The 15,779-nt window shown below is 69.9% G+C and carries 11 protein-coding genes and 1 pseudogene; 1 reads left to right on the top strand and 11 read right to left on the bottom strand.

Features of this window, described 5'->3' with window-relative positions; genetic code table 11:
- The 9 genes from ACWD5O_RS23550 to ACWD5O_RS23510 form a co-directional block, all read right to left on the bottom strand.
- Positions 1-318 carry an NAD(P)H-dependent oxidoreductase gene (locus ACWD5O_RS23550; protein ID WP_354964291.1) on the bottom strand — a complete coding sequence of 106 codons (318 nt, stop codon included), beginning with the start codon at positions 316-318 and terminating at the stop codon, positions 1-3.
- An 18-nt stretch (positions 319-336) separates the two neighbouring features.
- Entirely contained in the window at positions 337-984 is a 648-nt protein-coding gene (locus ACWD5O_RS23545; protein WP_354964290.1) for a response regulator transcription factor, read from the bottom strand.
- Positions 985-998: 14 nt separating this feature from the next.
- Positions 999-2,324 (bottom strand): sensor histidine kinase, encoded by a 1,326-nt coding sequence (locus tag ACWD5O_RS23540; protein WP_354964289.1) that lies wholly within the window; start codon positions 2,322-2,324, stop codon positions 999-1,001.
- Positions 2,325-2,342: 18 nt separating this feature from the next.
- The gene (locus ACWD5O_RS23535) at positions 2,343-3,113 is read right to left on the bottom strand and encodes an ABC-2 transporter permease (protein WP_387325611.1); all 771 of its coding nucleotides are present in this window, start codon (positions 3,111-3,113) and stop codon (positions 2,343-2,345) included.
- Positions 3,110-3,835: an ABC transporter ATP-binding protein gene (locus ACWD5O_RS23530; protein ID WP_354964287.1), complete on the bottom strand. Its 726-nt coding sequence runs from the start codon at positions 3,833-3,835 to the stop codon at positions 3,110-3,112. The genes ACWD5O_RS23535 and ACWD5O_RS23530 overlap by 4 nt, the downstream gene beginning before the upstream one ends.
- Positions 3,836-3,918: 83 nt before the next feature.
- The gene (locus ACWD5O_RS23525; RefSeq protein WP_354964286.1) at positions 3,919-4,560 is read right to left on the bottom strand and encodes a hypothetical protein; all 642 of its coding nucleotides are present in this window, start codon (positions 4,558-4,560) and stop codon (positions 3,919-3,921) included.
- A gap of 123 nt (positions 4,561-4,683) precedes the next feature.
- Positions 4,684-10,872, bottom strand: a complete 6,189-nt coding sequence (locus ACWD5O_RS23520; RefSeq protein WP_450086571.1) for a S8 family serine peptidase — start codon at positions 10,870-10,872, stop codon at positions 4,684-4,686.
- Positions 10,873-10,886: 14 nt separating this feature from the next.
- Positions 10,887-11,048 carry a hypothetical protein gene (locus ACWD5O_RS23515; RefSeq protein ID WP_450086570.1) on the bottom strand — a complete coding sequence of 54 codons (162 nt, stop codon included), beginning with the start codon at positions 11,046-11,048 and terminating at the stop codon, positions 10,887-10,889.
- Between the two features lie 80 nt (positions 11,049-11,128).
- On the bottom strand, positions 11,129-14,083 hold the full coding sequence (locus tag ACWD5O_RS23510) for an ATP-binding protein (protein ID WP_450086569.1): 2,955 nt from the start codon (positions 14,081-14,083) through the stop codon (positions 11,129-11,131).
- A gap of 174 nt (positions 14,084-14,257) precedes the next feature.
- Here ACWD5O_RS23510 and ACWD5O_RS23505 point away from each other — a divergent pair.
- A pseudogene (locus ACWD5O_RS23505) lies at positions 14,258-14,425 on the top strand (hypothetical protein); the annotation flags it as partial.
- 196 nt (positions 14,426-14,621) lie between these two features.
- Here ACWD5O_RS23505 and ACWD5O_RS23500 read toward each other — a convergent pair.
- On the bottom strand, positions 14,622-15,122 hold the full coding sequence (locus ACWD5O_RS23500; protein WP_450086568.1) for a GNAT family N-acetyltransferase: 501 nt from the start codon (positions 15,120-15,122) through the stop codon (positions 14,622-14,624).
- Positions 15,123-15,197: 75 nt separating this feature from the next.
- Entirely contained in the window at positions 15,198-15,659 is a 462-nt protein-coding gene (locus ACWD5O_RS23495) for a cyclic nucleotide-binding domain-containing protein (protein WP_450086567.1), read from the bottom strand.
- Positions 15,660-15,779 lie beyond the last annotated feature (120 nt).

Raw genomic sequence — 15,779 nt, 5'->3', positions numbered from 1 at the left:
TCAGGACTCGGTGCGGTTGAGCAGCTGCTCGAAGCTGGTGGTGAGGGCGAACGGATCGGCGGGGCCGGCCGCCGGCGGGCGTTGCCGGACCTGCTCGGCCAGCTCGCGACCGGCGCGGTCGATGCGGGCCCGCAGCGCGCCGTCCGCGCTGCCGGCGGACCAGTCCTCCGGGGCGGCGAAGACCGCGGTGGGCATCACCACGGCGTGCAGGTAGCTGAACATGGGCCGCACGGCGTGCTCCAGGGAGAGCGAGTGCCGGGCGGTGCCACCGGTGGCGCCGATCAGCACCGGCCGGCCGATCCTGCCCCGGGCGGTCATGAGCGCAGGAGCTCAGCATCAGCCGCCGCCGACGTGGCGGAGGACGGCCAGGACGCGGCGGTTGTCGCTCTCCGAGGACGGCAGACCGAGTTTCGCGAAGATGTTCGCCACGTGCTTCTCCACGACTCCGGAGGTGATGACAAGAGCCGCCGCGATTCCGGCGTTGGATCGTCCCTCGGCCATCAGCGACAGCACCTCGCGCTCGCGGGGGGTCAGCGACGCCACCCCGGCCGTGTGCTGCCCGGCCCGCATCAGGTGGCCGACCACCTCCGGATCCAGCGCGGTGCCGCCGGATGCCACGCGGGTCAGCGCGTCCACGAAATCGGCGACGTCGGCGACTCGGTCCTTGAGCAGGTATCCGACGCCGGTCGGCCGGTCGGCGAGCAGGCGGGTCGCGTAGCGGGTCTCCACGTACTGGGAGAACATCAACACACCGACGTCGGGATGGTCGCGTCGGATGTCGATCGCGGCGCGCAGTCCCTCGTCGGTGTGCGTCGGTGGCATCCGGATGTCGATGATGGCTACGTTCGGCATGCTGGTGGCGATCGCGGACCGCAACGCATCCGCGTCGGCCACCGCCGCGCACACCTCGAAACCGCGGTCGGTGAGCAGCCGGACCAGCCCTTCGCGCATCATCGCGGCATCCTCCGCGATCACCACCCGCATGTCGTCGCCTCCGTTCACACGTGTGTGGGCAGCTGGATCTCGACCCGGGTCGGACCACCGGTCGGACTGTGTACACGCATCCGGCCGTCCACGACGGCGATGCGGCGGGCCAGGCCGGACAGGCCGGGGCCGTCCGGGTTCGCCCCGCCGATGCCGTCGTCCGTGACGGTCAACATCAGTTGCTCGCCGGATCGGACGACGCCGAGCCCGATACGGGTCGCCCGGCTGTGTTTGGCCGCGTTCGCGAGCAGTTCGGAGGCGCAGAAGTAGGCGACGGTCTCGATCGCGGGCGCCGGGCGGTCGGGCAGCTCGACGTTCACCGCGACCGGGATGGCGCTGCTCGTCGCGAGCGTCGCCAGCGCGTCGCCGAGACCGTTGTCGAGGACCGGCGGGTGGATCCCACGCACCAGGTCGCGCAGGTCGGCGAGGGCATCCTTCGCTCCGCGGTGGGCGAGCGCGACCAGTTCGCGGGCCTGTGGGAGGTCGGGTGGCGGGCCGTCGACACCGAGCTTCTCGGTCGCCATGCCGAGGTTCATCGCCAGCGTGGCCAGCCGGATCTGCGCGCCGTCGTGCAGGTCCCGTTCCAGTCTGCGCATCATCGCGGCCGCGTCGTCGATCGCGCGGGCCCGGGTGACCTGCAGTTCGCGTACCCGCTCGGCGAGCCGACGCGGACCGAGCAGCCGTCGCATCGCGGCAAGGTCCAGGTTCGTACCGGCCCGCATCAACCACGGTGCGACCAGCAGCATGGCGAGGCCGGCCGCGGCGATGAGGAACGTTCCGGTGAACGTCCGCGTACCGATGGCGCCGAACGGCGTCAGCGCCCACACCGGTCCGAGGCGCGTTCCGGCCGGGTGGTTGCGAAACAGCGGCCACCACACCGGGTAGCTGAGGTTGACCAGGCCGAACACGTAGCAGAACGCGCCGTAGCCCTCCGGGATGGCCAGTGGCACCTTGAGCAGGCCGTAACCGACGGCGCGCCAGCCCGGTCCGTCGGAGACCACGGCGCTGATCCGCTTCGAGGGCCGGGGCGGCGGCGCGTCCACGTGCACGTCGAGCAGCCGGCCGGCGAGTGAGCGATGCACGGCTGCCATCGCGCGCCCGATCGGGGCGGCCAGCACGACCAGGAGCACGATGGTGACCGGAAACAGGACCAGGAACATCGGTGCGACGGCAGGTGCGGGCTGTTTGGACATGGCTCCGGTCGCCCAGAGGATGAGGACGCCCAGGGCCGGCACGATCGCCGGCACGCTCAGCACCGCGGCCGCGCTGAGCACGCCGACGACGCAGAACACCGCCCGACGCAGGGCCAGTGTGGTGAACGGAGCACGCAGCGCGGTCATCAGCCCCATTGTCGCTCGTCACGCGTCGCGATGGCGGAGCAGGACGCCGCCGCACAGAATCGCCACCGCCGCGTACCCGCACATGAGCAGCGCGCTGATCCAGCTGGAGAACAGCCCGGGTACCGGCGAGGTCACCGCGATCGAGTTGAGCAGCATCAACAGCGGGACGAAGCGGCCGACCTGGATTCCGCTCTCACCGAACAGGCCGGCCACGATCATCGGCACGAACATCAGACCGAACAGCGTGCCGATCGCGGCGCCGGAGTGCCGCACGATCGTCCCGATGCCGACCCCGATCAGCGCGGTGACGCCCAGGTAGACGCCGGTCAACACGACCGCGCGTAGGATCGCCGGGTCTGCGAGGGATGCGGCCGGGATGGCGGTGCCGCGGATCGCGAGCTGCCCGCCCAGATAGCCGGCGAAGCTCGCGACCAGGCCGACGGTGAGGGCCGCGCCGCCGCACACGGCGACCTTCGCGGCCAGGACGATCCGACGCCGCGGGACGGCGGCGAACGTCGAGCGGATCATCCCGTTGCCGTATTCGCCGGTCACCACCAGGACGCCGAGCGCTCCGAGGAGCAGTTGGGCCACGATGGCGCCGCCGAGGCTGTTGTTCAGGATCTGGGCGGCGGTGGCGACCGGGGTGTGCGATCGGTACCCGAGTCCCACCCCGACCCCGGCCGCGGCCATCGAGACCACCGCGGCGATCGCCAACCACCACGTCGACCGGACGCTGCTCAGCTTGATCCGCTCCATCCGGACCGCGTGCCGGAATCCGTACCTGTTCATGACGCTCCCACTCCGCGATAGTCGGTGGCCTGTGCGGTGAGCCGGAAGAACGCGTCCTCCAGGCTGTCGTCGCCGGCGGCGAGTTCGGCGACGGTCGTCTCGGCCAGCAGCCGGCCGCGACCGATGACCACCAGCCGGTCGGCGGTCAGCGCCATCTCGGCGATCAGGTGGCTGGACACGAACACCGTCCGGCCTTCGGCGGCGAGTCCGCGCAGCAGGTCCCGGATCCAGCGGATGCCCTCCGGATCCAGCCCGTTGACCGGCTCGTCGAGCAGGAGGACGCCCGGGTCGCCGAGCAGGGCCACGGCGACGCCGAGCCGCTGGCGCATGCCGAGCGAGTACGTACCGGCACGCCGCGCTGCCGCGTCGGACATCCCGACGATGCGCAACACCTGCTCGACGCGGGAGCCGGAGATGTCGTTGCTCGCGGCCAGCGCGGTCAGGTGCGCGCGGGCGCTGCGGCCGGGATGGAAGGCCCCGGCATCGAGGAGCGCGCCGACCGTCTTCAACGGCCAGTTCAGGTCCGGGTACCGGACCCCGCCGATCAGTGCCTCGCCGTGGTTCGGGGCATCCAGGCCGAGGATCATCCGCATCGTCGTCGACTTGCCGGATCCGTTCGGGCCGAGGAAGCCGGTCACCACCCCCGGTTGCACCCGGACGCTCAGCCCGTCGACGGCGACCCGGCCGCCGTAGCGTTTCGTCAGCTCACGTAGTTCGATCATAGGAACGACGCTAGGCAACGCCGACGGCGGTCAGAAGCCGGAAACCATCCGACTCCGTCTGGAGGTTTTCCGCCCCCATCAGGCTAGGCCGGTTCGGCCCCCGATGGCGCGGGCAGGTCCAGGACGTACGAGTCGCCGTCGGGGCGGAAGCCGAGCCGGTGGTAGTAGGGGGCGACCATCCCGGGCGGGCTGACCACGCGGTGGAAGCCGCGTTCGGTGAAGAGGCGACTGCGCCGGTAGACGAACTCGCCGGGCGTGAAGTCGCGGAACTTCGGGGTCACGTAGTCCAGGTCTATCTGGGCGACCCCGGGGGCCTCGGCGTGCGACAGCACCACCCCGACCACCTCGTCGGCGGTGACCACCAGGAACGCGGAGCGTCCCGGGGCATCCGGGTTCCAGCGAAAGTCGGGATTGAACCGGGCGATGTCCGGCCCGTGCACCCGCAGTGTGTGCGCCAGGAACTGGTCGCCGACGCCAACCTCCACCACCTGGTAGGTCTGCTCGTCGTGCCGGGTGGCCAGCATCCCGCGCAGGTACCAGATGTTGATCACCGCGAGCACGATGTTCAGCCCGACCATCGGCCAGACCTCGATCGCGGCGTTGTAACCGATCAGCACGAGGCAGCCGACGAGGTTGAGCCCGCGCAGCCGCAGGATGCGTGACTGCAGCAGAGACCAGACCAGCACCGCAGAGCCGGCCCAGCCGACCAGATCCAACCAGTTCACCTGGTGAGACTACAAGTGCGCGAGTACGGGCCAAAGCTGCAAACCCGGTAGTCGTGGTCAGAGCCTCCACGACGATCCTTTCCGAGGAGGCTCTGACCACTGCTGGCGGATTGGTTGGCTATCTCATAGGCGCGGGTCCTCCTGGACCTTCAGGGCGTTGAGGATCGGGTCGCCCTCGCCGATCTCGCGGCGAAGCTCGACCTTCAGATCGCCACCGGCGTGCTCGACGGTGACCGCGTTCACGTCCGCGGTCAGCGCACCCGCCCTCGCCTGCACGTCGTGGTCGTGGAGCACGGCTTTGCCGTCGACCAGAACATCGAAGGCACGCTTGCCGGCCTTGACCTTCTCGATCTCCGCGAAGTCGAGGCCGATTCGGTACTTCCCGGCGGGCGCGTTCTTGAACACGTAGCTGAACGTCTCGCCGGTCCGCTGGGTGCGGAACAGCGCGTCGTCCTCCGTGCCGGCGATGTCGGCCTTGGTGGCACGCGCCTTGCCGCCGACGTAGCCCCACGGCCGCGAGCCGACCTCCTGGTCGGGCGACCAGACGAAGCCGTCGGCACCGACGTACCCGGACCCGCCCACGTCGACGCCCTTCCAGTAGGCGGAGGTCGCCAGGCGGACCGGCTTGAGCTGAGCTTCGCCCTTGCCGGCGTTCGACGCCACGAGCACGTCCCCGACGAGCACGCCGGGCTCGACGTCGGCGTTGTCGGCCGTCGCCGTGACCGTGGTGGACTCGCCGACCGCGAGCTTGACCGTGCCGGTTGCGGCCGCGCCCGTGAGGGTCAGCCACGGAAGGTCGGCGGCCTCGTGCCCGCCGTCGCCGGTGCGTTTCTGCTCGCTGATCCGCACCTCGAGCGGGGCGGAGCCGGTGTTGGTCACGGTCACGTCGGCCGTCGCCTTCTGGTCCGGGCCGACGAGCCAGTCAAGGTCACCTCCGGTGACGGTGGCGACGCCCGCGGTCAACGCCGTGTCGATCACCTCGGCCTGATCCTTCTTGGCGATGGTCACCGGGCGGCTGGCGGTGACATAGTTCGGCGTCGAGACCTCCACGGTGTTCTCGCCGACCAGCGCCTGGGCCTTCCACCGGCCCTTTGCGTCGGCCGTGATGACCCGGTCACCGCTCGGCCCCCTGAGCGTGACGATCGCGCCCGCGATCGGCTTGCCGTCGTTCGCGTCGGTGACCGTGCCCTCGATCGTGCCCGACGCCGGGAGGGTGTACTCCAGCCCCAGGCCAGCCTTCAGAACGGGCTGGTCGAAGGAGTACTGGCTGGCGGGGTTGCGCGCCAGGCTCTCCACCCCGACCGTCGCCGACGATCCGCGACTGACGGGGTTGTCGCCGCCGACGCCGTCGCCGTACCCGATCTGGATCCGTCCGTCCTCGATCAGGGTGACCGAGAAGCTCACGCGAGCCGTCTGGTCGCTGTAGAAGGTGGCGTTGCGCCACTCGATGACCTCAGCGGCCAGCCCGTCCACCTCGGTTTTGCCGAAGTAGATGTCCGCCTGGTCGTCGACGACCAGGTCGTCCCAGAGCGGATAGATCGCGTCGAAGGCGTATGGCGACGGCAGCTCCGTGTTGTTCCCCACGGCGCTGGCCTGGTCGAAGATCAGCTGGCCGTTCGTCGTCACGCACACGCCGTCCCAGGCCGTGTCGTAGAACGGGAACAGGAAGCTCGAGTCGAACCACAGCACGCCGCAGACATCATCGCCGTGCCACCCGGACACCTCCGTGCCCTGGCGGTAGAGCCCGTCGGTCACCTTCATCGAGTACGAGCGGCCGGCGGGGGCCACCGGTACGGGGCCCGGCTCCGGCTGCTCGGGCTGGGGCTCCGGCTCCGCCTTGTCTGCGCGCGGGTCGAGCGTCACACGCAGCGCGGCAATGGTCGGGGCCCGTAGGCCCTTCGAGCCCCGCAGCTCCACGGTCAGCGGACCGCCCTCGTGCTTCACCACGGCGGTGCGCCAGTCGGCGGCGTTCGGCCCCACGGCCGCGGCCGTGTCGTACGCGTACTCCGTCAGCGATCCGTCCACGAGGACGTCGAACACCCGCTTGCCCTTGGCCACCTTCTCGATCTCGGCGAACCCGAGATCGATCGCGTAGGTGCCCTTGGGCGCGTCGGGGAAGCTGTAGAACAGCTGCTTGTCCGGCGTGGTGCGCTGCGACTGGAACAGGGCGTCGTCCGTCGTGCCTTCGATCCCGGCCTTCGTGGAGGCGACCTTCGTCTTCCCCTCGTAGCCCCACGCCTTCTTGCCGGCGGCCTGGTCGCCGGACCAGGTGTAGCCGGAGCCATCGGTGAACTTTGAGCCGCCGGCGTTGATGCCGACCTGATACTTCGTGGTCGTGAGCGTCACGGGGACGTAGGTCTTGGACTGGCGTCCGGAGTCGGACCTCACCACGATGTTCGCGCCGAGGACTCCGGGCTTGGCGTCCTTTGAGGAGATCGAGACCTTGACGGTCGTCGACTCACCCGGGGCAAGGGTGCCGCCGGCCGAGGAGAGCGACAGCCACGGCAGGTCAGTGATCAGGTCGTCCTCGACGTCGACCAGCACGACGTCGTCGGCGACCTGGTCCGCGGCCCACAGCGCCCCGGTCGAGTCGGTCTCGAGGCCGCCGCCCTGGCTCACCTTCTGGCCCGGGAACCACCACGCGTTCACCAGCGAGCAGTCGTCGGGGTCGACCTGCAGCAGGCGGGTGGGCCTGTTCGAGGTGAGGTCCGTGTACCAGATGGTGTCGGACGCCTGGTTGTAGGCCAGGCCCATCACCTCGGGCAGCGGCGGCGCGCAGAAGGACAGCAGCGCACCCGCATTGTCGTGCGACGTCCCGGCGACCGTGCCGATCATGCCGTTCGCCCGGCCGCCGACGTAGAACACGTCCTCCGTCGGGTTGTAGGCGAGTCCGGTCAGCTGCAGCGTGGACCAGTCACCCTTGATCTGCCGGGTCTCCTTCCCGGTCTCCCGGTCGAAGCAGTGGATGTAGCTGGCCGGGCTGTCCTCCATCTGGCACATGTCACCGGTCTTGGTGTCGAGCGCCATGTCGAACGCCCGGTACGCGGGGTTCCACGACGCGTCGAAGACCTTCCCGGTCGGCTTGCCCGTCACCTTGTAGGCGGTGTTGGTCCGCGCGTTGTAGTCGTGGACCCAGACGTCGCCGTCGTACCCGACGCCGGAGGGCTCCTTCTCAGCGATCGTGCCCGGGATGGCGATCCGGGTGATGACGTCCCCGCCGGAGGTCGGGCCGACCTTGCCGGCCGCCTGTGCTTCCGCAGCCTTCGCCGTCGCAGCCTTGCCGTCGACGTTCGACGGCTTCATGCCGCTCGCACCGGCCTTCCACGTGGTGAGGTCGATCGTGCTGGCCGCACCCTTCCCGGTGCGCCCGGTGGCGCCGGCGTCGTCAAGGTCAGGGTGGCGCGCGGCCTCGCCCAGGTTGTACGTGAGTGGGGCGGAACCGTTGTTGGTCAGCGTCAGCGAGCCCACACCGTTCTGGTCGGTACCCAACAGCGCGTCGAGGCCGTCAGCCTTCAGGCCGGCGACACTCGTGGTCAGACGCGCGTCGATCTTGGCCTTCGCGTAGAGCTTGTCGAGGGAGAAGGGGTATGCCGCGGTCGTGTAGTTCGGCGCGTCGACCGTCATGGTGTAGTCGCCAACCGGAAGCTGGCGATGCACGATGCCGGTGCCGTTGGTCGTGACGGTCTCGACGAGCCCATTCTTGTTCGTGAAAGAGACCTTGGCCCCGGCCACCGGCAGCCCGTCGTTCTGGTCAACGACGGTCGCGTCGAGGTACCCGAAGTCAGGCATGTCGTAGGTGACGATCATCTCGTCGTGCAGCACCGGGGCGCTGTCGGAGAACCGGATGCCGTCGACGCCGGCCCAGCCCTGCATGCCGGTGATGGCGTGCGCGCCGGCGGTCACCAGGTCGTTGGTCCCGATGCCGTCGCCGTACCCGAAGATCACCGTGCCGGAGCGGGTGAGCGTGGCCGAATAGTTGACCGGCTCCGTGTACTCCGACCGGGTCGGATAGGCCCAGAGTTTGGCGTTGCGGAACTCGACGACGAACGCGTCCTCGCCGTTGACCTTGGTGGCTGCCGTGAAGACTCCCCCGCCGGGGGCGAACTCGACGGGGGTCTGGACGTAGAACGGGAAGATGCCCGCACCGCCGCTGCCGGGTCCGGTGCCGGTGTCCGGGGAGATCACGCCGCGCAGGCTGATACCGAGGGTGTCGTGGCTGCCGTTGTAGAGCGCGATCGGGAACGGCAGCTTCACCGTCGCCCACACGCCGCTGGTGAACGCGACCGGGTCGGTGCCGCGCAGGTACTCGCCTTCGGAGACGGCGCAGCTGTAGCCGCCCTTGTCGACGACGAGCCCGACGGGGATCTCGCGCGACTCGTTCTGCGCGCCGACGGTCAGCGGGACGGTCGTGGGCGAGTAGCAGGCGTTGGGCTTGATGTTCAGCGTGTACCCGCCCTCGGGGACAGCGGCGATCGTGAACGCGCCGTTGGCATCCGTGCGTACCGGCTTCAGCGGCGTGTCCTTGACGGAGACGTCGGCGTTCGGGACGGGCTGTTTCTTGTCGTCGACGACCCTGCCGCTGATGTCGTGCTTCGCGGCGGCCGTGAGCGGCAGCTTGACGGAGGTGTCCTGGCCGAGGGAGATCGTGACGTTGGCGGTCGCGGTCAGGTAGCCGAAGACCTTGGTGCTGAGCTGGTAGTCGCCGACCGGGAGGTTTGTCGTGAACCGGCCGTCCTTGTCGGTTCCGATCGACCGGCTGAACGGTCCGCTGATCGTCACCTCGGCGGCGGGGACCGGGGCGCCGTTGGCGGTGACAACACCGGTGAGGGTGCCGCCCTGCCGGGGCGCGAGCTCGAGCAGGCGGACTAGGTCGAGCCGGCCTTCGCCGTACTTGTTGTTGAAGGCGGCGGTGCCGCCGCACTCGGTGTCATCGACGTCGACGGCCGACTCGGCGAGCAGGCGGCGGGTCTCCTCGACCTGTCCGATGAGGGTCGGGTCATAGCTCCACAGCGCCGCGACGGCGCCAGCGAGGTGGGGAGCCGCCATCGATGTGCCGGACATCTCGGTGTAGCTGTTGTTCGGGTAGGACGACTGGACGGCGACGCCCGGAGCGGAGATCTCGGGCTTGATCCGGCCACCTTCACCCTCGCCCTTGCGGGAGAACGACGCGAGCGTGCCGCTCGAGTCGTACGCGCCGACGGAGTAGGCACTCTCGGCGGAGCCGGGCGAGGAGACGGTGTCGCAGGCCGCGTACGGCGTGGTGTTGCCCGATGACCAGGCGCTGAAGATGCCCGCGGCGCTCCAGGCCTCGTCGATGGCCTGGAAGAAGTCGTCGAAGTTGTGCTCGACGGTCTGGCCCCACGAGTTGTTGATGACGTGGGGGCGCTTGGACGGGTCAGGGTTGTTCCCCTGGACGTCGGTCGGGGCGAGCAACCACCAGCCGGACTGGAGCAACGACTCGACGCCGTTGCTGTCGCAGCATCCGTTTGTCGCGATCCACTGCGCGTCCGGCGCGACGCCGACGTGGTTGGTGCCGTCGTCGCCGACCATGGTGCCCATGGTGTGCGTGCCGTGTCCGTTGTCGTCGCACGGTGCGCCGGTGCACGTGCCCCGGGTGGCCATCCAGTTGTAGTTGTGGTCGACGGTGCCGTCGGGCTTCGTGCCGCGGTACTGGTGCATCAGAGCGGGGTGGTCGAATTGGACGCCCGAGTCGAGGTTGGACACGGTGATGCCCGCACCGGTGGCTCCCATGGCCCAGGCCTGGGGGGCGTGGATGGCGTCCAGACCCCATGTGGCGGTGCCTGCCTCGGCGGCGGCCTTCGGGGCGGCGGGGCGCGCAGCCTGGTCAGCTGGGCTCTTCTCGTCCACGGGCTCGACCAGCGCGACCTGTGGCGACGCGTGGATCTTGGCGACCTGCCCGACCGAGGCGACGTCGAGCGCGAGCTTCTGCGTGCCGCCCTTGACGAGCACGGCGTTGACGAGCGGGTAGGACGTGTACTTCACGCCCGCCGCGTCGAGCTCGGCGGAGACGGACGCCGCGGAGACCTTGGCCGAGGCCTTCAGCGCGTCGTAGACGAACTGACCGCGAGTGGTCCAGTCGGCGATCTTCTTCGCCGGCCCGAGGTCGGCTTTGGTGTCGAACGTGATCCAGAAGTCGGAGACCGGCTCCGTGCGGAAGCGGCCCTTCAGGTCCGACGCGATCTTGCTGGCGGCCGCACCGGGATCCGGCTCAGCGGCCGACGCCGGTGGTGGCGAGATCATGCTCAGGCTGACCGCTACGGCCAGCGAAGCCGCGAGGGCTTTGAGTCTCATATGGGTCCTTTGACCTACAGGGGTTGATAGGGGTCGTGGTTCTTGTGGTCGTCGGCACCGTCGGCGTCGGGGGCGTCGGGGGCGTCGGGGGCGCTGACGCGCGGCTCGCGGGACAGCTCGGGTGGTGGCTGGTGCTCGATGGCGGAGTCGTCACGCGCGACAGGTCGCTCAGGCATGCATTGCCGTAGGGCTATGGAACATGGAGTCATGCTCGGGGGGACGAGTGGCCGTCGCTATCCAGTGGATACGTCAATTTTCACGACGGGTCGTCGAGGGAGTCCTCTTCTGCGAACACTCCGGCCTCCACTGCCTTGACCGCGAGCGCGGTCCGGGAGGTCACCTTCAACTTGCGCATCGCCGCACGCAGCTGTTGATCCACCGTGGCCGGTGACTTGGCCAGAATCCGGCTGATCTCCCGGTTCGTCATGCCGGCGACAACCAGTCGGACCACGTCGAGCTCACGAGGTGAGAGCCGGTCGCCGTACCCCCGTCGACCGCCGCGCCACAATCGCGGAACCTCGGCGCCGTGTTCGCGAAGCCGCTGTGCGACACGGTCCGCATCGCCGCGGGCTCCGAGCCTGAACAGTTGCTCGTACTGTGCGGCCAGCAGCTCTCGGCCCTGTTCGATCTGGCCTTGCGCCATGAGCGCCTCGGCTTGACGCTCGCGGGCGAGCATGGCGTTGTAGGGGCGCGGCAACGCGTTCCAGGCGCGCGCCGCCCGGTCGTATGCCGTCGCCGCGCGGGCGTGGTCTCCGGCTGCGGCGACCAGCAGAGCACGGCATACGGTGAGGGCGGCGCGAGGCGCAGGCGCCGTACGGCCACGCAGTCCTCTGGCGAACTGGTCGCCCAGGCGTGCAGCGGCCTTCAGGTCGCCCGCGGCGAGGTGCGCCTCAATCCGGGCGGGGACGAGGTCCGTCGCCCAGACCCAGATGCCTTTTCTCCGGACGGTGTCCATCGGCTCGTTCGTGATCTGCAGCGCCCGGCCGCTGTTTCCGTCCGTCAGCCACAGTCTGGCCAGCGCAGCGGCGGCCTCCATCGTGTCGTCGGCTGCGCCGAGACGGGCAGACTCCTCGAGGACCAGCCGGAACTGCTCCTCCGCAGCGCGCCGCCGTCCGGCTGCGGCTGCCAGCCGGGCCGCGAGGCGGATGCTGCCGAGGTAGTACGCCGGCCGGTCTCGGTCGGCATCGGCGAGTGCCGCGCTTCGCTCCGCGAGACCCTCCCACCGGCCGGTGAGCCACGCCAGGTTGGCCTGTTCGAGTCGGACGTTGTGTTGCAGTCGGGACGCCTGCTCGGCCTCGGCAAGGCGCATGGCCACGGCGAGGTGTTTTTCCGCGTCGGCGTACCGACCCCAGATCAGTGCGCCGGTCCCGACATTTGCGTGGATGCGGGCCACGTCGAGACGCTCCGCCGAGGTCGCGCCGTCGATGGGCAGGTCAGCGACGACGTCCCAGGCCTCCTCTTCGCCGAGCATGAGCAACGCAGCGGCTCGGTTGCCGGCCAGGTTCAGCCGCTCTGCGGGAGAATCGGATTCGGCGGTGAGCTCAGCGGCGCGATCCAGCCAACGCCGATGGGTCGACGCCGGCCACGGTCCCGCATAGGCCCATCCTAGATAGGTCATTGCCCGTGCCGCCTCGACCGGGTCATGGTCGAGGTTGGCCACCGCTTGCTCGAGCTCGCTGAGTGCGGCCTGCGCCTCACCCCCGGTGATCAGGAGCCGACCCAGGGGGTTGCGGATCTCGGCCTGCTGGCGGGCGGAGAGACCGGGGGTCTCCAGCACCGAGCGCAAGGTACGGATCACGCGGTGGTAGACCTCGTCGACCGGTTCACGACGGCCCAGTGCGGCAACTCCGGCGATGCGCGCGACTCGTGCCCGATCCGTCGGCGGCAACACGGCCCACGACAACAGATCGACCAGCAAGTCGACCGCCTTGGTGTGGTCACCCGAGGCCATGGCCAGCTCGGCACCCTGCTCGGCGTACCGCGCCCAGGACTGCGTCTCGCCCGCCTCACGGAAGTGGTGGGCAAGGCGTGCGACAGGCGGCGGATGGATGTCCTCCAAGGCCCGGCCGGCCAGCAGGTGGAAGTGTCTGCGGTCGGTCAACGGGATCGCTTCGTAGACAGCCGTGGCGGCCAGCACATGCCGGAATCGCCACTGGCCGCGGTCGTCTCCGTCCAGGACGCCGGCGTTGGCCGCCTCCGCGATAGCGCCGCGGCACGCAGCTGGTGACAGACCGGCGGTCACCGCGATCGTGGCCACCGATGTCCGCTCAGCCAACGTCGCCGCGGCTCGCAACACCTGCTGCGCCGTCGGCGACAGACGGCCCACCCGCTCCCGGGTGGAGTCGCGCACCGTTGGCGGCACCTGTAGCTCGCGCAGCTTCAGCCGGACCCACTGTCCGTCGCGGAAGACCAGGTCGGCGCGGTCGCACATGAGGCGAACCGACTCCTCCAGCGCCAGAGGAACGCCACCGGTCCGCTCGTGCATGAACGTCGTGAACTCCTGCGATATCGGGTTGCCGTCCAGCATCGAGGACACCAGCGCTGCCGTGTCGTTGGGTCGCATCGGCGCCAGGGCGATCCTCAGCTGGGTCACGCCAGCAGGCAACCGGGACGTCAGCCGCAGCAACAGCGATCCGACGTCCACCTCCTCCGGCCGATAGGAGATCACGAGGCTCGGCCCGTCCGATTGCTGTCGGGAGGTGACGAACAGCAGGAACTCCAAGGTCACCTCGTCGGCCCAGTGCGCGTCCTCGAGCACGAGAACGTCGACACGCAGGGCCCGCAGCAGCTCGTCCAGGGCGCGGAACAGGCGATGCCGTGCCGCCTTCGCATCGTCCAAGGGCGGCAGTGCGGGCGGCAGGTCCGAGGACCATTCAGGGAACAGGGGCCGTAACGCACCCGCAAGCTCGGTGAGCGGCAATCGCGACACCGGGCGGTCGATCCCACGGAACGCGTCGACGATCGGCCCCAACGTCAGCGACTCGCGAAGCGGTGGGCACACCGAGACCAAGGCAGTGCGCTGGTCCGGCGCGGCCAACCACTCTCGCAGCAGTCGGCTCTTCCCGATCCCCGCCTCGCCCTCTACCAGCACGATCGCCGGTGGCCGGGCCAAGGCGGCCCTGAGCGCCGCCAGCTCCCGATCACGACCCACGAAATCCGGCGTAGAAACCGTCGGTGAAGCCCGGTCGTCCTCGGGCGAGGGGTCGAGCATGCGTGATGATCTCGCTTTTCGATGCTCGTGCGCAAGTAGCATCGCGGCGACTGAAGGCCCTCGCGCTCGACCTGTGCGGCACCCCGCCGTACCCACACCTGTTCGCCAGCCTGCCCGACACCGGACGTCAGACGCTTCCCACCACCGCCGGATACAGGCCGGACCTATCGGGAGCTGACGCGGCAGGGCGCAGGCCTCACCGAGGCCCGGCGCCGCCGCGGCAAGACCGACGCCATCGATGCCGAAGCAGCAGCTCGAGCAGTCCTTTCCGGCAGAGCTACCGCCCTCGCGAAGGCAGGCGACGGCCATGTCGAGCGGATACGGCTGTTCAAGCTGGCCAAAGCCTCGGCCACCAAATCACGAGCGCAGGCCATCAACCAGCTCAAAGCCGTCCTCGTTGACGCCGACCCGGCGCTGTGCGACTCGATGACCGGGCTCAGTAGCCCCAAGCTCATCCGCCGATGCGCCGACCTGGACCCGGGCCAGCCGGACATCACGATCATCACCGAGTGGCTCTGACCGGCTTATGCAACACGCCTTAGTGCCCACCCTGCTCAGGGGCGTCGGCGGGCAGCTCCAGCAGCCACTCCTCGACCTCGGCGCCGCGGCCGTTGGCGTACCCCGAGTCCTCGGCGACCACCACGAAGCCGCACTTGCGGAGCACCGCGAGCGACGCGGCGTTGTCCTTGGCGGCGCGGGCCCACACCGGCCGGGGCAGCTCGCGCAGCAGGGCGGCCAGGGCTGCGGTGGCGTAACCCCGACCCCAGCGGGTCGGGTCGATCCAGTAGCTGACCTCGGTGCGGTCACCCACCGGGAAGGCGGTGACGTGGCCGACCACCTCGCCGGCGACCTCGACGGTGCGGACCCGGTTCGCCGGGTCGGTGAGCACCCGCGCCCAGTGCCGGGCGAACTCGCGGTGGTCGGACGGGTCGACGGGGCCGAACGCGGCCATCCGGTTGGCCTCCGGATCCTGCTGGTGCAGGAAGAACTCGACGAGGTCGTCCTCGCGGACCGGGCGCAGCTGCACGTCGGAGGTCATCGGGCGAGGGTACGCGGCGGGACCTCCGGCCCGCCGACCGTACCGTCCGGCGGGGGTACCTGCGGACCGGTGCGTCTACTGACTCGGGTAGCCGTACAGCTCCAGCAGTCGGCCCCGCGACGCCTGGAGGCGGTCCACCACGACGGCCATGAACCGGAGGTTGACCTGCCGAGCCAGGGCATCATCGGATTCGATCAGCCGCCGAACACCCTCAGCCGCGAACTCGAGCGTCGTGGTGCGGCGCACCGCGACCGCGCCGAACTGCCACCGGTACGGCGGGAAGATCCAGGACCAGCCGAGCACTCCGCCCGCGCCGATGGTCTCGATGCCGACGTCGCCCCGACCGGGCACCGGGAAGTCCAGCGCCACCTCTCCACCGGAGATCAGCCAGAACCGTTCGGCCGGCTGTCCGGCGCGGAACACCCGGTGCCCGGGGTGCCACACCACCGGTCGGGCGTACCCGGTGAGTCTCGGCAGCCACTCCTGGGGCAGGCCGGCCAGGAAGGGATGCTCCCGGAGCAGATCCAGTGGGGTCATGGTGCGGTCCCTTCCGTCGCGGCCATCGCCGGTCCCTGCTCCATCCGACTCCTTCCGGGTACACGGCGCGAGGGCCATTGGTCCCGGGCACCACGGGCGCAACGCCTCTGCCGTGCGTGA

This window comes from Micromonospora sp. NPDC005161, assembly GCF_053599855.1.
Note: the sequence above shows the minus strand (reverse complement) of the source record. Positions and strands in the feature narration are given on the sequence as shown.